Source organism: Pelagibacterium nitratireducens (assembly GCF_037044555.1).
Lineage (GTDB): Bacteria > Pseudomonadota > Alphaproteobacteria > Rhizobiales > Devosiaceae > Pelagibacterium > Pelagibacterium nitratireducens.
This window is the reverse complement of record NZ_CP146275.1, coordinates 1,733,465-1,752,602: the sequence shown is the minus strand read 5'-3', so window position 1 is coordinate 1,752,602 and position 19,138 is coordinate 1,733,465. Positions and strand designations below refer to the sequence as shown.

Sequence of the window (19,138 nt, the reverse complement as noted above, 5' to 3'; positions counted from 1 at the left end):
GTGAACGTCACCATGCTGCTCTATCCGCGCCTGACACAGCTCGATCTCACCGGGCCGTTCGAGGTGATGGCGCGCTTTTCCGAGCTCAAGCTGCATCTGGTGTGGAAAACGCTCGATCCGGTGCGCGATGCGAACGGGCTGGCCATTGTGCCGACACATACGTTTTCGACCTGCCCGCCGGCCGATATCGTCTTCGTGCCCGGGGGGCCCGGACAAATCGCGCTTATGGACGATCCCGAAACGCTCGACTTCCTGCGCGATCAGGCCCGGACGGCACGCTATGTCACTTCTGTGTGTACCGGCTCGCTGGTCCTTGCTGCAGCGGGCCTGCTCAAGGGCCGCAGGGCAACATGCCACTGGACGTCACTGGACCAGCTCGCGCTGTTCGGGGTTACGCCAGTCGCCGAACGCGTCGTGATCGACGGCGATGTGATAACAGGTGCCGGCGTGACGTCGGGAATCGACTTTGCGCTGAGCCTGAGCGCACAACTATTCGGCCAAGAGCGTGCGAGAATGACGCAGTTGGGGATGGAATACGATCCGCAGCCGCCGTTCACAGGCGGATCGCCAAGGACGGCGTCAGAGACCGACCTTACGCAGGCGATGGAGGCAATACGCCCCTTCATCGAAAAGCGTCGGAAGGCATCCCAGGCGGCGGCCGAAAAGCTGCAATAACCGCGCGCAATTGACAGAAGCGAACGCTTTCACCATTTTGCGCGGACCTTGTGGGCGGGTGTCTTCCGCCCTATCTCCATCCCTTCAAGGCAATTCTCTCTTATTCGCGGAGCCGTCACAGGCATGAAAGTCGTCATCGTCGAAAGCCCGGCCAAGGCAAAGACCATCAACAAATATCTGGGCAAGGACTTCGAGGTTCTGGCCAGCTTTGGCCATGTGCGCGACCTGCCCGCCAAGGACGGATCGGTGCGGCCCGACGACGATTTCGCCATGAGTTGGGAAGTCGATTCCAACTCCAAAAAACGCCTTGCCGACATCACCCGCGCCCTCAAGGGCGCCGACGAGTTGATTCTGGCAACTGACCCGGATCGTGAAGGCGAAGCCATTTCCTGGCACCTGCTCGATGCGCTCAAGGCGAAAAAGGCCATCAAGGCCGACATGCCGGTCAAGCGCGTGGTGTTCAACGCCATCACCAAGGATGCCGTGACCACCGCCATGCAGCATCCGCGCGATATCGATGCGCCGCTGGTCGATGCCTATCTGGCGCGCCGGGCGCTTGATTATCTGGTGGGGTTCACGCTCTCGCCAATCCTGTGGCGCAAGCTGCCCGGCTCACGCTCGGCAGGTCGCGTGCAATCGGTCGCGCTGCGACTGGTCACCGAGCGCGAGGAAGAGATCGAGCGCTTCAAGCCCCAGGAATACTGGAGCGTCATTCCGACTCTCAACCAGTCCGGCAAGAGCTTTGCGACGCGGCTGTATTCGGTCGATGGCGACAAGACCGACAAGCTGGCCGTCAAGACCGGCGAGGATGCCGAAGGCCTCAAAGCCGCAATCGAGAAGGGCAATTTCAAGGTCGCCAGCGTCGACAAGAAGCCGACCAAGCGCAATCCGTACGCGCCGTTCACAACATCCACGCTGCAGCAGGACGCCTCCTCGCGGCTGTCGCTGTCGCCTTCGCGCACCATGCAGATTGCCCAGCGCCTCTATGAGGACGGGCTGATCACCTATATGCGCACCGACGCGGTGCAGATGGCGCCCGAGGCCATCGAAGCTGCGCGCCGGGTGATCGGCAAGGAATTCGGCACCGAGTACGTGCCCGAAAAGCCGCGCCTCTATCAGACCAAGGCCAAAAACGCCCAGGAAGCGCACGAGGCGATCCGCCCCACCGATCTGGGCAAGCACCCCGATACGCTGCGCAATCTCGACCCCGACCAGCACAAGATCTACCAGCTGATCTGGCGCCGCGCGCTGGCCAGCCAGATGCGCTCGGCCGAAATCGAACGCACCACAGCCGATATCGACGTCATTGCCGCGGGCCGCGCCATTACCCTGCGTGCTACGGGTTCGGTCGTGACCTTCCCGGGCTTTCTCGGCGTCTATGGCGTGGAAAAGACCGACGAGGACGATGAGGACGGCAAGGATCTGCCCGCGCTCGATGTCGGCGACACCCCGGCGCTCGAAAACGTCGAGATCGAACAGCATTTCACCCAGCCCCCTGCCCGCTATACTGAAGCGAGCCTCATCAAGAAGATGGAAGAGCTGGGGATCGGCCGTCCCTCGACCTATGCGGCGACGCTCAAGACGCTCCAGGATCGCGATTATATCAAGCTTGAAAAACGCGCCATCATGCCCGAGGATCGCGGACGGCTGGTGACGGCATTCCTGCAGAGCTTTTTCACCAAATATGTCGAATACGGCTTTACCGCCGGTCTCGAGGAAGAGCTCGACGAGATTTCGGCCGGCCGGATCGACTACAAGGAAGTGCTGCGGCGTTTCTGGAAGGATTTTTCCCATCAGGCCGACGAGATCAAGGATCTGCGGGTTTCCGAAGTCCTCGATGCGCTCAACGACCTTCTGGGACACCATATCTTCCCCGAAAAGCCCGATGGGACCGACCCGCGGCTGTGCCCGACCTGCGGGACCGGCCAGCTTTCGCTGAAACTGGGCAAGTACGGCGCCTTTATCGGCTGCTCGAACTATCCCGAATGCCGCCATACCCAGCAGCTTGCCGAAAGCGCCACCGGACAGGCGTCCGAAGCCGCACAGGGCGATGGCGTTCTGGGCGCGGATCCGGAAACGGGATCGGAAATTTACCTCAAAACCGGTCGGTTCGGCCCCTATGTGCAGCTTGGCGAAGACGCCAAGGATGCCAAGCGTTCCTCAATCCCCAAGGGCTGGGATGTCGGTGCCATGGATCTGGAAAAGGCGCTCAAGCTGCTGTCCCTACCGCGCGAAGTCGGTCTGCATCCCGAAGACAGCAAGCCGATCACCGCAGGGATCGGGCGTTACGGCCCCTTCGTGTTGCACGAGAAGACATATGCCAATCTCCCTGATGTGGAAGAAGTTTTCACAGTCGGGCTCAACCGCGCTGTTGACCTGATCGCCCAGAAGCGGGCCGGCGGCGGGCGCGGAGGACGTGGGGCCGCGGTGGCGGCGATCCAGACCTTCGAGCATGACGACGGTCCGATCACGGTTCGCGCGGGCCGCTACGGCCCTTATGTCAATCAGGGCAAGGTCAACGCCACCCTGCCCAAGGATCTGGCCCCCGAAGCCGTGACGCTTGAAAAAGCCCTGGAACTGATCGCCGCCAAGGGCGGTTCGAAGGGCAAGGCGAAAGCCAAACCCAAAGCAGCAGCAAAAAAGCCGGCCGCCAAAAAGCCGGCGGCAAAGAAGACGGCAACCAAAAAGCCAGCAGCCAAGAAGAAGGCCGAGGCCTAAAGGATAGAAATGGCCAAACGCACAGGACAATCCCCTTCGGCCCCCGCTCCGCGTAAGGGCCGGCGTTCGGCCAGCTTTACACCCGGTCAATTGCCGACCCGCGAACAGATTCTCGAAGCGATCGCCGATTTCCCCGAGATCAATTCCAAACGCGAGATCGCCCGGCATTTCAACATCAAGGGCGACGACCGCGTGCCGCTCAAGGTGCTGCTGCGCGACATGGAAAAAGAGGGCCTTCTGGCCCGCAAGCGCAAGGAATTGCGTCCCGTGGGTGAATTGCCTGCAGTGACCGTGCTCGACATTCCCGCCGATGCCGATCCTGACAATCTTCACGCCTTCCCCGCCAAATGGGACGAAGACGAGGGCGAAAAGCCCCGCGTGGCGGTGTCGGTGAGCAAGGATGCCCGCGTCGTCCCCGGCCCCGGCGACCGAATTCTTGCCCGCATCCAGCGCGATGGCGGCACCGTGCCGACCTACACCGCCCGGCCCATGAAGGTGCTCGACAAGCCCCGCAAGGCCGATCTGGGCATCGTGCGCATGGACGACGACGGCGCCCGGCTGGTGCCTATCGAGCGCAAGGCCCGCGAAATGCGGATTTCCGCCGGCGATCTCGGTGACGCCAAAGACGGCGATCTGGTCGAAGTCGAGGTGACCGTTTCGGGCCGGATGATGATCCCGCGCGCCAAGGTGGTCAGCGTTGTGGGTAACCCGCAGTCTGAGGGCGCAGTCAGCCTGATCGCCCTCCATTCGCTCGATATTCCTTATCGGTTCCCCGCCTCCGTCCTCAAGGAATCCGAAGAGGCTCAGGAAGCACCGCTCAAGGGCCGCGAGGACTGGCGCGACATCCCGCTGGTCACCATCGACCCTGCCGATGCCAAGGACCATGACGACGCCGTTCACGCCGAACCCGATACCGACCCCAATAATGCCGGCGGCTTCATAATCCGCGTGGGGATCGCCGATGTTTCCTATTATGTGAAGTCGGGCTCGACCATGGACCGCGAGGCGTTCCTGCGTGGCAATTCGGTCTATTTCCCCGACCGGGTCGTGCCCATGCTGCCCGAGCGTATTTCAAACGATCTGTGTTCGCTGCGCGAAGGTGAAAATCGCGCCTCCATGGCGCTGCGCATCGTGATCGACGCCGAAGGCAACAAGAAGAGCCATTCCTTCCATCGGGTGATGATGCGCTCGGCGGCCAAGCTCAGCTACCAGCAGGCTCAGGCTGCAATAGACGGCCAGCCCGACGACGTGACCGGCCCCTTGCTCGAACCGATCCTCAAACCCCTGTGGGCCGCCTATGCGGCGCTCGCGAAAGCCCGCGACCGGCGCGGCCCGCTGGCGCTCGACCTGCCCGAGCGCCGCATCCGGCTCGATGCCAACGGCATGGTCGAGGGCGTCTATGTCCCCGAGAGGCTGGACGCCCACAAGCTCATCGAAGAGATGATGATCCTGTCCAACGTCTGCGCCGCAGAGACGCTGGAAAAACACAAACTCGGCCTGCTCTATCGTGTCCACGATGCGCCGAGCCAGGAAAAGATCGTGACGCTTGGCGAATTCCTGAAGTCTCTCGACCTGCCTGTGCCGCGCAGCGAAGCGCTAAGGCCGAAAGATTTCAACCAGATCCTTTACCGTGCCGACAAGGCCGGCAAGAGCCAGCAGGTCAACGAAATGGTGCTGCGCAGCCAGGCGCAGGCGGAATATGCGCCGGGCAATTATGGCCATTACGGCCTCAACCTCGACCGCTACGCCCATTTCACATCGCCCATCCGCCGCTATGCGGATCTGATCGTCCATCGCGCCCTGATCCGGGCGCTCGATCTTGGCGATGATGGGCTGAGTGTGGCCGAGGAACAGCGGCTGGGCTCGATTGGCGAGCACATTTCGGCCACCGAGCGCCGCGCCATGGTTGCCGAGCGCGAAACGTCCGACCGTCTTCTGGCGCAATATCTGGCTGCCCATATCGGCGCCCGGTTCACCGGCAAAATCGCCGGCCTTGTCGGCGCGGGCCTGTTCGTGCGGCTCGATGAAACCGGTGCCGATGGTTTCGTGCCCGTCTCCTCGCTCGGCCAGGATTATTTCCGCCATTTCGAGGACCAGCAGGCCCTGATCGGTGAACGCACCGGCGAGCGGTTCCGAATCGGCGACCGGGTCGAGGTGCGACTGCTTGAAGCAGCGCCCATGGCTGGCGCGCTGCGGTTTGAAGTTCTATCTGAAGGTGAACGGGTCAAGCCACCCGGCCCGACACGCGGCCGCAGAGACCGCAAGGGCAAGCCGACACCGCGCGGACACCGCGCGAGGAGATAGCCGATGCCATATACCGATCTGACATTGCGCCCGGCCCGGCCCACCTGGCCAGCCATGCTCAATGGCATGAAATGCCGCTGCCCCAATTGCCGGCAGGGAAAGCTGTTTTCGAGCTACCTCAAGGTCGCAGATCAGTGCGATGTCTGCGGCACCGAGTTTTTTCACCACCGCGCCGACGATGCGCCGCCCTATATCGTGATTACCATCGTCGGCCATCTGGCCGTCGGCGCCGTTCTGCACATGGAGATGAGCTCGACCCCGCTTCATCCCCTGACCTATCTGTGGGTGATGATTCCACTCATCATCCTCTCTTCGCTCCTCCTGCTGCCCGTCACCAAGGGCGCAGTCGTGGGCCTGCAATGGGCGCGCTACATGCACGGCTTCGATCCGGTGGGCGCTCATGATGATTTCGAGGATGACGGGCGGAGTTGATCCGCTTGACTTTTGGCGCGAAATGCATAGTTTGCGCCCAACTCATTTCCCGAGCCGTGCGCAAATCCGTCGCGCGGCCTGTTTGTTTCAAAGGCTACCGCGATGGCAAAGTCCAACACGATCAAGATCAAGCTGGTTTCGACCGCCGACACCGGCTTTTACTACGTTGCCAAGAAGAACACCCGTACCGCGACCGAAAAGCTCTCGTTCCGCAAGTACGATCCGGTTGTTCGCAAGCACGTCGAATTCAAGGAAGCCAAGATCAAATAGTTTGATCGAAAGCATCTGCCGAACAAGAGAAACCCCGCCACGCAGCGGGGTTTTTGTTGTTTGCACCAGAAAATCCTGAGCGAGGCGGGGTTGGCTGACCCGGTCCGGTTTGTCGAAGAGGCCACTCTTGTCCGATACCGGGCCAGCCGCCCTACGGATCAGGAGTTGCGGCGGACCTGAGAACCGTAGGGGTTTGTACTGAACCGGATCGCGCAAGCGCGTCCTTCTCAGTGCCTGCAACCTACTCCCAGCCGACCCGAACGCCAAGCATTCCGGGGTCGTCCGGCCCCGGCTTCACCATTAATAATGAAGTGTTAACCTTACCGGCCGCCCAGGATCAGGCGGCGTCGTGGACCACACGATTGCGCCCGGCCCGTTTGGCGCGATAGAGCGCGATATCGGCCCGTTTGATGACCGATTCTGGTGTATCGCTCTCCTGATCGTTCAGCGCCAGTCCGGCACTGACCGTGATGTTGAGCGGCTTTGCGGCTCCCACCTTGAACTCTTCATCAGCAATGGCACTGCGCACCCGCTCGGCAACGCCCTGCGCGGCCCGCATGTCGGTATCGGGCATGACCACCACGAACTCTTCACCGCCGAACCGGCAGGCAAGATCGACGCCGCGAATGTTGCGCTGCAGCCGCGTGGCGAACTCCTTGAGCACCACATCGCCGGCATCATGGCCATAGGTGTCGTTGACGGGCTTGAAATAGTCGATATCGAGCAGCATTACCGCCATGTCGCGATCCTGCTCCTGGGCCTTGTTGAGCACCATGGCCAGATGCCGCTCGAAATAACGCCGGTTGTAAAGCCCGGTCAACTCGTCGATCACCGCCATGGCCATTGTCGAATTGAGGCTCTCACGCAGCTCGACCGTATAGCGCTGACGCCGGATCTGGGTCTTAACCCGTGCCGAAAGCTCATGCCGCTCGACGGGCCGCATGATGAAATCATTGACCCCCAGATCGAGCGCCTTAACCACCTGCGGGCGATCCTTGTCCTCGGCAACGAGGATAATGGGAAGCGAGCGGGTCTGATCGACAGTGCGAATCTGCGAACAGATGCGCAGCGGATCAAAGCCCTCGAGCGCCATCGAGACGATGGCCAGTTCATAGTCGCCGCCCGACATCTGGAACACGGCCTCCGAGGGGTCGACCAGAATCGTGACCTTGTGGGAACTGCGCAGATAAGCCTCGATGCGTTCGGCCCGTGCCCGCTCGGTATCGATGACCAGAATGCGGCCAGCATCGACAGCAATGCCGAACTCGGTCCGCGCGGTGTCTTCGAGCGCCAGTTCGTGACTGGTGCGGCTGCGGGCCCGCAACTCGTCGCCCAGCCCCTTGAGTCGGGCAAGGCTCTTGACCCGCGCCAGCAATTGCACGTCATCGACGGGCTTGGTCAGAAAGTCGTCAGCCCCCGCCTCCAGACCGCGCACACGGTCGGAAGGCTGATCGAGCGCGGTGATCATCACGATGGGGATATGGGCAGTCACGGCGTCGCGCTTGAGAATCTGGCAACAGGTGAACCCGTCCATTTCCGGCATCATAACATCGAGCAGGACGATATCGATGTCCTGGCTGCGGCAGATCTCGATGGCCTGAGCGCCCGATGACGCGGTCACCACCTCGAAATACTCGGCGAGTAGGCGCGCTTCGAGCAATTTCACATTGGTGGGAATGTCATCAACGATGAGCACTCGTGCAGTCACGGCGCGCGTCCCTTCGGCCCTGAATGAAGAATGGTTGTCTGGCTATTCGGCCTTGCCAATATAGCTTTCAATCGTTTCCAAAAAGTGAGGCACCGAAATCGGTTTTGAGATGTAACCCTCACATCCCCCCGAAAGGATACGCTCTTCGTCGCCCTTCATGGCAAAGGCTGTCACCGCGATCACCGGGATATGGGCGAGGTCGTCGTCTTCCTTGAGCCACTTGGTGACCACCAGCCCCGACACTTCGGGCAGCTGGATGTCCATCAGGATCAGGTCCGGACGGTGCTCGCGCGCCAGATCGAGCGCTTCCAGTCCATTGCGGGTCTGGACGGTATGGTACCCACGGGATTCGAGCAGGTCGTGAAAGAGCTTCATGTTGAGCTCGTTGTCTTCCACGATCATGACGGTCTTGGCCATCTACCCTCGCCCGGCACCGGCAATCGGGTGCTTTGAGTTGTCATTGCTTTGCGCTAACAGCAATGTGTTACGAAACAAGAAATAAGCTGAGTCTGACGCTTTGCGCGATAGGGTCGATACACAAGAATTGCTGGCCGTTGGCGATGCCTGCCTCACCTGGCTCGCCGCTGACGTCAACGAGCTTGAGCGTTTCATGGCGCTGGCCGGTTTTTCGCCGCAACGCCTGCGGGAATCTGTCGGCACGCGCCCGTTGGCAGAGGGCCTGGTCGACTATTTCGGACGCAATGAATCCTTGTTGCTGGCCATGTGTGCCAATGCCGGTCTGGACGTAAACCGCGTCATGGGTCTTTGGCACGGCCTGAACCCGCAGAGTTGATGGTATGGCCGCCGGCGGACATCTGTGCCGCGATTGCTTTGCGACAGGCGAGAGTGCCAAGGCACCGGCCAGGTGCCCCAAATGTGGCTCACCGCGCATCCTGGCTCACCCAGAGCTCTTCTCGCTGTCCATCGCCCATATCGATTGCGACGCCTTCTATGCCTCGGTCGAAAAACGCGATGATCCGAGTCTGATCGACAAACCGCTGATCATCGGCGGTGGACAGCGCGGCGTGGTCTCCACATGCTGCTATATTGCCCGCATTAGTGGCATCAAATCGGCCATGCCGATGTTTCAGGCGAAGCGCCTGTGCCCGCAAGCCGTTATCATCAAGCCCGATATGGCCAAATATGTCGGCGTCAGCCGCCAGATTCGCACGCTTATGGATTCACTGACCCCGCTGGTCCAACCGCTCTCCATCGATGAAGCGTTTCTCGATCTGTCCGGCACCGAAAAGGTGCACAAGGCTGCACCGGCGGTCTCGCTGGCCCGGCTGGCCAAACGAATTGAGGAAGAGATCGGTGTCACCATCTCGATCGGGCTGAGCCACAACAAATTCCTCGCCAAGATCGCCTCGGAACTCGACAAGCCACGCGGCTTTGCCATCATCGGCGAGGCCGAGACCGTATCGCTGCTGGCCGAAAAGCCGATCACCGTAATTTTCGGCGTCGGCAAGGTCATGGCCGAAACGCTGCGCAAGGACGGGCTGATCACCATCGGCCAGCTCCAGCAGCGCGCGCCCGAAGACCTCATGCGCCGCTATGGTGAGATGGGCGCACGCCTGGCCAAACTGGCGCGCGGTGAAGATTATCGTCGCGTCTCGATAGACCGCGAAACCAAATCGGTGAGCACGGAGACGACCTTTTTAACCGATCTTGCCGATTTCGACTCGCTTTCGACCGCCCTGCTCTCATTGTGTGAGCGGCTCTCGGAACGGCTCAAAAAGCAGCAACTGGTCGGCGATACCGTTACCGTCAAGCTCAAGACCGCGGGATTTAAATCCCGCACCCGCGCGCAACACATCATGCTGCCAACCCAGCTTGCCACGACGCTCTATGAAACCGGCGTGAAACTTCTGGCCCGTGAGGTGGACGGCACGGCCTTTCGCCTGCTCGGCATCGGTGTTACCGGTCTTGAGGTGGCCACAGGCATCGATCCGGTCGACTTGATCGAACCCGAAATCGCCCGCAAGGCGGCAGCGGAGCGGGCCATGGACAAGGTGCGCGACAAATATGGCCGCGAAGCGCTCGTGCGCGGTAAACTCTACCGCCAGTCGAAAATCACAAAGATCAAACCGGAGAACGATGATGACGATCGAACAGAAACTCAATGATCTGGGCTACACCCTGCCCACACCCACAGCACCCGCAGCCAGTTATGTTCCGGTGCGTCAGTCGGGCAAGCTTCTGTTTGTCTCCGGGCAGATCTCCCAGGGCCCCGATGGCATCACCAAGGGATGCCTCGGTGACAGTCTGGACGTTGGGGCCGGGCAAAAGGCCGCCGAACTGTGCGCCATCAACATCCTGGCCCACGTCAATACCGTGGTGCCGCTCTCGCAGATCAAGGCCGTCCAGAAACTGACCGTTCTCGTCGCCTCGACGCCAACATTCAACGAACAGCATCTGGTGGCCAACGGCGCGTCCGATCTGTTCATAAAGCTGTTGGGCGACACGGGTAAGCACGCCCGCGCCGCGTTTGGCGTGGCCTCCCTTCCCCTTGGCGCCGCAGTCGAAATCGACGCCATCATCGAGATCGAATAAATGACATCAAATCCCCCGTTCGCCCGTCCCATCGCCCATCGCGGATTGCACGACAGGGACCGGGGGATCATCGAAAACTCGTTTTCAGCCTTTGCGGCCGCGATCGAACGCGGCTTTGGCATCGAATGCGATCTTCAGTTGACCGAAGATGGCGAGGCGGTTGTCTTTCACGATGACGACCTGGCCAGGCTTGTGAGCGGCAGCGGCCGCGTTCGCTCCGTGCCCGCCAGCGCGTTAACGGAGCTTCCCCTGCTTGGCAGCACTGCGGGCGATTGCCCGCAGACCTTTGCCGCCTTCCTCGATCAGATCAGTGGCCGCGCGCCGCTGGTCATCGAGGTCAAAAAGCAGGCAAATGAGCGCGATACAATCGATCTGGCAAAGCGGGTCGTTCAATCTTTGGCGACCTACAAAGGTCCGTTCGTTCTCAAGACCTTCGATCCCCGCATGATCGTCGCGCTGCGTGGGCAAGGGTTTCAGGGCGAAATCGGCATCATCACCTACGGATACGACAAACCGGACTGGTATGGCGACATGCCCGCGCGCACGCGATTTATGTTGCGCCACCTCTTGCACTACCCGTGGACGCGCTTCACATTCATATCGTGCGAACAGACGGCGCTGACATTGCCAGCGATCCGTTTTTTCCGCGCCATCGGCTTTAAGGTCATGAGCTGGACTGTCCGTTCGTCCGATCAGGCCCGGGTCGCCCGGCGCAATGCCGACCAGATAGTGTTTGAAGGATTCGATCCCGACGCGTGAGTGAAAATTCCGAACTGACGATCTCGGTTCATCCAACCACCGCCTCCATCCCCGCCGCCACCTGGAATGCACTTGCATCTTGCGGTGGAGAAAAGCCCGACAACCCATTCCTTGAGCACGCTTTTTTCTCAGCGCTGGAGGAGTCGGGATGCGCCACAGGTGCAACCGGATGGCAGCCCCAGCATATCCTGATTTCACGCGGCGAGACCCCTGTCGGCCTCATGCCGCTGTTCCTCAAATCCCATTCGATGGGCGAATATGTCTTCGACCACGCCTGGGCCGACGCCATCGAACGGGCCGGCGGAAACTACTATCCAAAGCTGCAGTCCTCAGTGCCGTTCACCCCGGCCAGCGCGCCGAAACTTCTGACGCGGGACGGCAGTGCCGACACTCAGACGCTCCTCCTCCAAGCATCCGAAGCGTTAGCCGAGCGGCTCGGTGCGTCCTCGGTCCACGCGACGTTCGTAACCAGTGACGAAGAAGCAATTGCCGCAGGCGCCAATTGGCTGGTGCGCCACGACACCCAGTTTCACTGGACCAATGACGGGTTCAAGACCTTCGATGAATTTCTCGACACGCTGCAATCGCGCAAGCGAAAGTCCATCCGTCGCGAACGGCGAGAGGCGCTAATCGACGGCATCACCTGCGAATGGGTGACCGGCACCGATCTGACGGAAGCACACTGGGATGCCTTCTATCAGTTCTACATGGACACCGGCGCGCGCAAATGGGGCCGCCCCTACCTCAATCGTGAATTTTTCTCGCGCATCACCGAAACCATGGCCGACAGCATTGTCCTGATGCTGGCGCGCGATGGTACCGACTATATCGCCGGGGCGCTCAATTTCCTTGGCGCAGACACGCTCTATGGCCGCAATTGGGGTGCCATCCGGGACGTGCCGTTCCTCCATTTCGAACTCTGCTATTACCAGGCCATCGACTTTGCCATTGAACACGGCCTGAAGCGCGTCGAGGCCGGCGCCCAGGGCCAGCACAAGCTGGCGCGCGGCTACGCCCCGGCCATCACCCGTTCGATCCACCACATCGTTCACCCGGGCCTGCGCCGCGCCGTTGCCGAATATCTCGAGGACGAGCGCAAATATGTCGACCTGCAGAACCAGGAGCTGGCCGACTACGCCCCCTTCCGCAAGGGATAGCGGGGTTTGTTCCTGATCGCCGTTCGGCTATAGCTCGGATTGAAAAGCAAGGGAGCGTGTTATGACTGCTTACGATCCGGACAATATCTTCGGCAAGATCCTCAAAGGCGAAATCCCGAGCCACACGGTCTATGAGGACGACGACACGCTGGCCTTCATGGATGTGATGCCCCAATCACGCGGGCATACGCTGGTGATCCCCAAGACCGGTTCACGCAATCTGTTCGACGCCGAACCGCAGGTGCTGGCCGATCTGATCCAGAAAACCCAGCGGGTCGCCAAAGCCGTCATGACCGCCATGGATGCCGACGGCCTGCGCGTTGCCCAGTTCAACGAAGCTCCGGCCGGCCAGACGGTGTTCCACCTCCATTTCCACATCATACCCATGTATGAGGGCGTGCCACTGCGCCCCCACACCGGCGAAATGGCCGATCAGGACGAGTTGGCCGCCCAGGCGGAAAAAATCCGCTCCGCGTTTTAAGGTCTGTGGAAAATTGCGGGGGTAGCGGGGATAATTCTGGGGATAAGTACGGGGAAAACCCCCAATAGCGCCGGTCGGAAGGCCGGCCGTCTTACTCATGGACAGGCAAGGCGGCGCGCAATGGCGATTGGAATGTTTGCGGAATAAGTGGATCTAGAAAGCGTGCTTTTCATAGGCTGCGAACGGGCTGAGCCCGAGCCAGCTTTGCATCGCCGCACCTAAATCGCTGTCTCCGATCCGCGCCAGGCGCTGCTCGTTTTCCGCCCTGGCAACGGTTTCGAGCCCCATCCAGATGGCCGTCATGGTGCGCAGATCGGTGCGGACAAAAAGATCAACATCGAACCCCGGATCGACCGAGCATAAGTCGGCGCCTTTTTGCGGATCGCTAAGGAGCCACCAGTTGGCCGATGCAGCGGGAAGGTCCGCATAGATGAACTGTACCGTCACCCGTCGCGGTGGCAAATTCTCCAGCCTGATGTTGCGGCGTATGTCCCACATCAGGAGCGAGGGGTCCGTGTTTTCGAGACTCGGGGCACTTTCAATCCAACGTTGACCCCAAATGCCCACCGCCATGACAACATCGCGCAACCCCTGTCCCGCCTCGGTGAGGACGTACTCGTAGAGTTCAGGCGTCCGCCGCACGAGCCGTCTTTCGACAACGCCGTGCTGTTCGAGTTCACGCAACCGCCGCGCCAGAAGGGCCGGCGACATGCGCGGCACGCCGCGCCTCAGGTCGTTGAAGCGTGTCGATCCAGCGCAAAGCTCGCGTAGGAGAACAATTGTCCATCGGGCACCAAGGATTTCCGACGCCATGGCGACGGGACAAAACTGGTGGTAGCTGGCTTCTGTCATGGACACGCCTCCTGCCGATCCGCCTGCAATCTTAAACGGGCAGAGCAATGAGATTCCAGTTCAGAAGCTGTACCGGCTTGATTCAGGTCGTGAACTGGCGAGATACAGCTGTCGCTGCTTTCATCCTCTCACGTGAGGCGAGAGAAAGGCCAACCATGAAAAAATTCATCATCGAACGCGATATTGCCGGCGTCGGCGCCATGTCCCCCGAAGCGCTTTGCGAGGCGGCGCGCACCTCAAACGGCGCCCTCGCCCAACTCGCACCCAAGGTGCAATGGCAGCATTCCTATTTCACGGCGGACAAGACCTTTTGCATCTATCTTGCCCAAGACGAACACACGATACACGAGCACGCGCGATTGAGTGGGTTTCCTGCCAATGTCGTCACCGAAGTGACCGCTGTCATCGATCCGACGACCGGCAGCTAAGCCGGGACCTCACGGCACGGAAAAGGCCAGTCGTAGGACCGGCCTTTTCCAGATTTTGAGGGGATGGTCGAACACCAAACCCGCTTAGGTGTTCTGCTCGGCGTCCTTGGACTTGGACTTGCGGGCCGGCTTCTTGCCGCCCTTGGGTCCGGTTATCGCCTTTGGACGTGCCGGGCGCGGAGGGACTGAGACCAGTTCGAGCCGCGCTTCGCTGCCCTCGCCGACCACTGTCACCTTGACCGAACCGCCCTTCTGGAGCAGGCCGAACAGCACTTCCTCGGCCAGCGGCTTCTTGACGTATTCCTGGATCACCCGACCCAGCGGGCGGGCACCCATCTTTTCGTCGTAGCCGCGGGCCGCCAGCCAATCGGAGGCTTCGGGCGTCAGCTCAATGGTGATGCCGCGTTCGGCAAGCTGGCCTTCAAGCTGGAGAATGAACTTCTCCACGACGCGGTTGACGGTCGAGGACGGCAGCGGCGCGAACGAGATGATCGCATCGAGCCGGTTGCGGAACTCCGGCGTGAACATCCGGTTGATCGCTTCCTCGTCGTCGCCTTCCTGACGCACCCGGCCAAAGCCGATGGGCGATTTCGCCAGTTCGGTCGCACCCACGTTCGACGTCATGATCAAGATGACGTTGCGGAAGTCGACCTGCTTGCCCGAATGATCGGTGAGCTTGCCGTGATCCATGACCTGCAGAAGGATATTGAACAGGTCCGGATGGGCCTTTTCGATCTCATCGAGCAGCAGCACGCAATGGGGATGCTGATCGACCCCATCGGTCATCAGCCCGCCCTGGTCGAACCCGACATAACCCGGAGGCGCGCCGATCAGCCGCGAAACGGTGTGACGCTCCATGTATTCGGACATGTCGAAGCGCAAAAGCTCCACCCCGAGCGTGTCGGCCAGTTGCTTGGCCACCTCGGTCTTACCCACACCGGTCGGGCCGGTGAACATGTACGAACCGATGGGCTTTTCGGGCTCACGCAGGCCCGCGCGGGCCAGCTTGATGGCCGACGAAAGGGCGTCGATGGCCTTGTCCTGGCCGAACACCACGCGCTTGAGGTTGGCTTCGAGATTGCCCAGCAGCTCGGTATCGGACTTGGAGACCGATTTCGGCGGAATGCGCGCAATCATAGCTATCGTCGCCTCGATATCCTCGACGCCGATGGTCTTCTTGCGCTTGTCCTCGGTCACCAGCATCTGCCGGGCACCGGTTTCGTCAACCACATCGATTGCCTTGTCGGGCAGTTTGCGGTCGTTGATATAGCGGGCCGAAAGCTCGACCGATGCCTTGATCGCGTCGTCGGTATATTTGAGCTTGTGGTAATCCTCGAAATACGGGCGCAGCCCCTTCATGATCTCGATGGCATCGGGGATCGTGGGCTCGTTGACATCGATCTTCTGGAACCGGCGCACGAGAGCCCGGTCCTTTTCAAAGAACTGACGATATTCCTTGTAGGTGGTCGAACCAATGCAGCGGATCGCTCCCGAGGCCAAAGCAGGCTTCAAAAGGTTCGAAGCATCGAGCGCTCCGCCCGAGGTTGCCCCCGCGCCGATCACCGTATGGATCTCGTCGATGAAAAGAATGACATTGTCCTTCTTTTCGAGCTCTTTCATGATCGCCTTGAGCCGTTCCTCGAAATCGCCGCGATAACGCGTGCCCGCCAGAAGCGAACCCATGTCGAGCGCATAGATTACTGCGGTTTCGAGCACTTCGGGAACGTCACCCTCAATGATCCGCCGGGCCAGACCTTCGGCGATAGCGGTCTTGCCAACGCCGGGATCACCCACATAGAGCGGGTTGTTCTTGGAGCGACGGCAAAGCACCTGAATTGTGCGCTCAAGCTCGATGCCGCGGCCGATCAGCGGATCGATCTTTCCGGCCCTGGCCTTGTCGTTGAGATTGACACAGAAATCGGCAAGCGCCGAACTCTGCTGCGGGCTGCTGCCCCCGCCGCGTTCCTGCTCGCCCTCGAACCCGGGTCCGCCTTCTTCAGCACCGCGCACGGGCCGGTCGGCATTGCGGCCCGACTTGGCGATGCCATGGGAAATGAAATTGACCGCGTCGAGCCGGGTCATGTCCTGCTGCTCGAGGAAATAGGCAGCGTGGCTTTCGCGCTCGGCAAAGATCGCAACGAGCACGTTGGCCCCGGTCACTTCCTCGCGCCCGGACGATTGAACGTGAATGACCGCGCGCTGGATGACGCGCTGGAAGGCGGCCGTCGGACGTGCATCCTGGCCGTTGGGCACAACGAGGCTGTCGAGCTCCTCGTCGATGAACTCTTCGAGATCGGCCCTGAGCGACTCGATATCGACATCGCACCCGGTCAGAACCGAAATCGTGTCGCGATCCTCGGTCAGCGCCAGCAGCAGGTGTTCGAGGGTCGCAAATTCATGACTGCGCTCCCGAGCCAAATTCATGGCCTGATGCAACGCCTTTTCAAGACCGCGAGAGAATGAAGGCATGTTGGTCCTATCCTATTGCTTTTCCATCACGCATTGCAGCGGATGCTGGTTTCGGCGCGCGGCATCCATAACGTTGGTGACCTTGGTTTCGGCCACCTCGTACGGATAAACCCCGCATTCCCCCACACCTTGATTATGGACGCTCAGCATTATGCGCGTCGCATCCTCCCGGGATTTGTTGAAGACCTCCTCCAAAATGAGGATGACGAACTCCATGGGCGTGTAGTCGTCATTGAGAAGCAGAACCCTATAAAGGCTTGGCTTCTTGGTCCTCGTTCTGGTCTTGGTCGCGACACCGGTCTGGCCATCGCTTCCTTCGTCCCTGTCATCGTCCCCCTTTTCCGGACCGGCCGAAATCGCCCGCAGCACGGCGTGCTTTGCGAGCAGACCGCCGTTGTGCGGCAGGTCAGGTCCGGTGGGGAGGGCAGATATTGGCACGGCTTTTTTTATCCCAAATCAGAAAGGCAAGATGGCCCCATTATGTAGGCAAAATCTCGGCCATGTTAAGGGGCGAAAATCCGATCAATCAGGTGTGATCGCCCACAAGGTTTTTGCATCAAGTTTTAAGCACTTTACGGATTTGTAACCGCATCGGCCTAAAGTGCCTGCGAGTTAGGGTTTTCGGCGCCATCGGGGGACAGCGCGCGACGACCCCAAGAGTAGAGTAACGGTGCGGCGTTTTTCGTACCGGTCCAGTAAAGAGTTGGAGTATCGGGTGCCGACCCTTCTGCGTATCGATTCCGCGCGCGTCCCTTTTGTACGCTTTTTTCTCACACTTGTGATCGCGGCGATGACCCTTGCCGCCGTTTCCGCTCCTGCGGCGGCGCAAAATGTGCCGCGTGCCTATGCCGGCATCGCCGTGGATGCCAAGACCGGCCAGGTCCTCTATCAGGACAACGCCAACGAGTTGCGCTACCCCGCTTCGCTCACCAAGGTGATGACGCTCTATATCATCTTTCAGGAGCTCGAGGCTGGCCGGCTCAAGCTCGACTCGAAACTGAGGGTTTCCCAATACGCCTCTCAGGCAGTCCCGACAAAGCTCTGGGTGCAGCCCGGCAGCACGATCACCGTTGAAGACGCGATCAACGCCCTCGTTATAATATCGGCCAATGACGTCGCCCGCGTCGTTGCCGAAAATATTTCGGGTACGGAGTCCCAGTTCGCCGAGCGGATGACGCAAACCGCAAGGGCGCTGGGGATGTCGCGCACCACATACAAGAACGCAAATGGCCTGCCCAACTCCGGACAGGTCACGACGGCCGCCGACCAAGCGATCCTGGGCCGGGCCGTCTATCTCCATTTCCCCCACTACTACGACTATTTCCAGGCCCGCAGCTTCAAGTACAACGGCAGAACCTACAACGGGCACAACGCCCTTCTGGGCCAGAACGGCGTCGATGGTATCAAGACCGGCTATATCAATGCGTCGGGCTACAACCTGATGACCGCCGCCCGCTCCAGCAACCGCCATATCGTGGTGATCGGCCTGGGGTTCAACACCGGCGCTTCGCGCAACGCGCGCGTCGCAGAGCTGGTGCGCACCTATCTCCCCAAGGCGCGCCAGGGCGACTACTGGCGCGAAGCGATGATCCCGCGCCCCACCCTGCTCGGCAATGGCGTTGCCGTGGCATCGGCGGGTGCTGCCGTTCCGCTCAATCGCCTGCCCCCCGGCCGTCCCGTCAACCTTCTGCCGGTTATCACGGCGGAGCAGGCCATGCAGGTGGCGTCGCTCAGCCAGTCCGCTTCCGGATCAGCGCCGGACTCGAACGAACCCGAGACCATCCCGTTCCAGATCGTTTCGGCCGAGGACATTCCCTCGCGTCCGGGCGATAACGCCCTCGACCAGGCGACCTATGTCGCAACCGGCGTCATGCCGTCCGAAGCCCCGGTCTATCCCGCCGACGATCCGATTGGCGCATGGATTGCAGAATCCCTGCAGCTCGGCCCGCAATCGGGACAGGTTCTCGTGCCGCCCGCGCCAATTGCACGGCCCGACGGCCTGGCGCTCGACACAATGAGCACAAACAGCGCCGAGACCGTTCCGGCCGGTGGCTGGGTGGTCCAGGTCGGCGCCGCCGACAGCGAAGACAACGCCGAGCAGTTGCTGAGCGAAGCGACCCGCACATACGATCAGCTTGCCAACCTTCGCAGCTATGTGGAGACCTTCGAGCGCAACGGCGTGACCTATTACCGCGCCCGTTTCGCCGGCTTTGCCGATCGCACGCAGGCCAGAACCACTTGCGATGCGCTCTCACAAGCCGCGATCAACTGCCTCACGGTTCAGGGGTAACAAACAGGACGACCGACGGTCTTCGACAATTGGCGCAGATGT

18 protein-coding genes are annotated in these 19,138 nt (G+C 60.8%); 13 read left to right on the top strand and 5 right to left on the bottom strand.

What is annotated here, in order from left to right; all coding sequences use genetic code 11:
• The 5 genes from V6617_RS08810 to rpmG all read left to right on the top strand — a co-directional run bounded on the left by V6617_RS08810 (position 1) and on the right by rpmG (position 6,399).
• Complete coding sequence (locus tag V6617_RS08810) at positions 1–675, top strand: DJ-1/PfpI family protein (protein WP_338610508.1); 675 nt, start codon at positions 1–3, stop codon at positions 673–675.
• 123 nt (positions 676–798) lie between these two features.
• Positions 799–3,393: a type I DNA topoisomerase gene (topA, locus tag V6617_RS08805; protein ID WP_338610507.1), complete on the top strand. Its 2,595-nt coding sequence runs from the start codon at positions 799–801 to the stop codon at positions 3,391–3,393.
• 9 nt (positions 3,394–3,402) lie between these two features.
• Positions 3,403–5,697: a ribonuclease R gene (rnr, locus tag V6617_RS08800; protein WP_338610506.1), complete on the top strand. Its 2,295-nt coding sequence runs from the start codon at positions 3,403–3,405 to the stop codon at positions 5,695–5,697.
• A 3-nt stretch (positions 5,698–5,700) separates the two neighbouring features.
• Positions 5,701–6,129: a DUF983 domain-containing protein gene (locus V6617_RS08795; protein WP_338610504.1), complete on the top strand. Its 429-nt coding sequence runs from the start codon at positions 5,701–5,703 to the stop codon at positions 6,127–6,129.
• 102 nt (positions 6,130–6,231) lie between these two features.
• Positions 6,232–6,399 carry a 50S ribosomal protein L33 gene (gene rpmG / locus V6617_RS08790; protein WP_014130775.1) on the top strand — a complete coding sequence of 56 codons (168 nt, stop codon included), beginning with the start codon at positions 6,232–6,234 and terminating at the stop codon, positions 6,397–6,399.
• A gap of 337 nt (positions 6,400–6,736) precedes the next feature.
• On the opposite strand, the gene V6617_RS08785 is transcribed toward rpmG, so the two are convergent.
• Both V6617_RS08785 and V6617_RS08780 read right to left on the bottom strand, forming a co-directional pair.
• Positions 6,737–8,107: a PleD family two-component system response regulator gene (locus V6617_RS08785; RefSeq protein WP_338610501.1), complete on the bottom strand. Its 1,371-nt coding sequence runs from the start codon at positions 8,105–8,107 to the stop codon at positions 6,737–6,739.
• Between the two features lie 42 nt (positions 8,108–8,149).
• Entirely contained in the window at positions 8,150–8,524 is a 375-nt protein-coding gene (locus V6617_RS08780; protein ID WP_338610500.1) for a response regulator, read from the bottom strand.
• A gap of 100 nt (positions 8,525–8,624) precedes the next feature.
• Between V6617_RS08780 and V6617_RS08775 the strand changes: the two genes are divergently transcribed.
• From V6617_RS08775 to V6617_RS08750, 6 genes are all read left to right on the top strand, one after another.
• On the top strand, positions 8,625–8,900 hold the full coding sequence (locus V6617_RS08775; RefSeq protein ID WP_338610499.1) for a DUF3572 family protein: 276 nt from the start codon (positions 8,625–8,627) through the stop codon (positions 8,898–8,900).
• Positions 8,901–8,904: 4 nt separating this feature from the next.
• Complete coding sequence (locus tag V6617_RS08770; protein ID WP_338610497.1) at positions 8,905–10,233, top strand: DNA polymerase IV; 1,329 nt, start codon at positions 8,905–8,907, stop codon at positions 10,231–10,233.
• Positions 10,208–10,660, top strand: coding sequence for a RidA family protein (locus V6617_RS08765; RefSeq protein WP_338610664.1), 453 nt, complete (start codon positions 10,208–10,210; stop codon positions 10,658–10,660). Before V6617_RS08770 ends, V6617_RS08765 begins: the two co-directional genes overlap by 26 nt.
• Complete coding sequence (locus tag V6617_RS08760; RefSeq protein ID WP_338610495.1) at positions 10,661–11,419, top strand: glycerophosphodiester phosphodiesterase family protein; 759 nt, start codon at positions 10,661–10,663, stop codon at positions 11,417–11,419.
• Positions 11,416–12,576, top strand: coding sequence for a GNAT family N-acetyltransferase (locus V6617_RS08755; protein WP_338610493.1), 1,161 nt, complete (start codon positions 11,416–11,418; stop codon positions 12,574–12,576). The genes V6617_RS08760 and V6617_RS08755 overlap by 4 nt, the downstream gene beginning before the upstream one ends.
• A 61-nt stretch (positions 12,577–12,637) precedes the next feature.
• Positions 12,638–13,057 carry an HIT family protein gene (locus tag V6617_RS08750; RefSeq protein ID WP_338610491.1) on the top strand — a complete coding sequence of 140 codons (420 nt, stop codon included), beginning with the start codon at positions 12,638–12,640 and terminating at the stop codon, positions 13,055–13,057.
• A gap of 153 nt (positions 13,058–13,210) precedes the next feature.
• On the opposite strand, the gene V6617_RS08745 is transcribed toward V6617_RS08750, so the two are convergent.
• On the bottom strand, positions 13,211–13,909 hold the full coding sequence (locus V6617_RS08745; protein WP_338610489.1) for a helix-turn-helix domain-containing protein: 699 nt from the start codon (positions 13,907–13,909) through the stop codon (positions 13,211–13,213).
• Positions 13,910–14,064: 155 nt separating this feature from the next.
• Between V6617_RS08745 and V6617_RS08740 the strand changes: the two genes are divergently transcribed.
• A complete protein-coding gene (locus V6617_RS08740) occupies positions 14,065–14,337 on the top strand; it encodes a DUF4242 domain-containing protein (RefSeq protein ID WP_338610487.1) in 273 nt (90 codons plus the stop codon).
• A gap of 84 nt (positions 14,338–14,421) precedes the next feature.
• Here the strand turns inward: V6617_RS08740 and clpA are convergent, their stop codons facing one another.
• Together clpA and clpS are read right to left on the bottom strand one after the other, a co-directional pair.
• Positions 14,422–16,806 (bottom strand): ATP-dependent Clp protease ATP-binding subunit ClpA, encoded by a 2,385-nt coding sequence (gene clpA, locus V6617_RS08735; protein ID WP_338610485.1) that lies wholly within the window; start codon positions 16,804–16,806, stop codon positions 14,422–14,424.
• Between the two features lie 12 nt (positions 16,807–16,818).
• A complete protein-coding gene (gene clpS, locus V6617_RS08730; RefSeq protein WP_338610662.1) occupies positions 16,819–17,163 on the bottom strand; it encodes an ATP-dependent Clp protease adapter ClpS in 345 nt (114 codons plus the stop codon).
• Between the two features lie 358 nt (positions 17,164–17,521).
• Between clpS and V6617_RS08725 the strand changes: the two genes are divergently transcribed.
• Entirely contained in the window at positions 17,522–19,096 is a 1,575-nt protein-coding gene (locus tag V6617_RS08725) for a D-alanyl-D-alanine carboxypeptidase (RefSeq protein WP_338610483.1), read from the top strand.
• Positions 19,097–19,138 lie beyond the last annotated feature (42 nt).

What these genes read in the sequence shown, in the direction of transcription:
- rnr (WP_338610506.1), top strand. Translation starts at nt 3,403, where the DNA reads ATGGCCAAACGCACAGGACAATCCCCTTCGGCCCCCGCTCCGCGTAAG.
- V6617_RS08770 (WP_338610497.1), top strand. Translation starts at nt 8,905, where the DNA reads ATGGCCGCCGGCGGACATCTGTGCCGCGATTGCTTTGCGACAGGCGAG.
- V6617_RS08750 (WP_338610491.1), top strand. Translation starts at nt 12,638, where the DNA reads ATGACTGCTTACGATCCGGACAATATCTTCGGCAAGATCCTCAAAGGC.
- rpmG (WP_014130775.1), top strand. Translation starts at nt 6,232, where the DNA reads ATGGCAAAGTCCAACACGATCAAGATCAAGCTGGTTTCGACCGCCGAC.
- V6617_RS08760 (WP_338610495.1), top strand. Translation starts at nt 10,661, where the DNA reads ATGACATCAAATCCCCCGTTCGCCCGTCCCATCGCCCATCGCGGATTG.
- V6617_RS08780 (WP_338610500.1), bottom strand. Translation starts at nt 8,524, where the DNA reads ATGGCCAAGACCGTCATGATCGTGGAAGACAACGAGCTCAACATGAAG.
- clpA (WP_338610485.1), bottom strand. Translation starts at nt 16,806, where the DNA reads ATGCCTTCATTCTCTCGCGGTCTTGAAAAGGCGTTGCATCAGGCCATG.
- V6617_RS08740 (WP_338610487.1), top strand. Translation starts at nt 14,065, where the DNA reads ATGAAAAAATTCATCATCGAACGCGATATTGCCGGCGTCGGCGCCATG.
- V6617_RS08795 (WP_338610504.1), top strand. Translation starts at nt 5,701, where the DNA reads ATGCCATATACCGATCTGACATTGCGCCCGGCCCGGCCCACCTGGCCA.
- topA (WP_338610507.1), top strand. Translation starts at nt 799, where the DNA reads ATGAAAGTCGTCATCGTCGAAAGCCCGGCCAAGGCAAAGACCATCAAC.
- V6617_RS08765 (WP_338610664.1), top strand. Translation starts at nt 10,208, where the DNA reads ATGACGATCGAACAGAAACTCAATGATCTGGGCTACACCCTGCCCACA.
- V6617_RS08745 (WP_338610489.1), bottom strand. Translation starts at nt 13,909, where the DNA reads ATGACAGAAGCCAGCTACCACCAGTTTTGTCCCGTCGCCATGGCGTCG.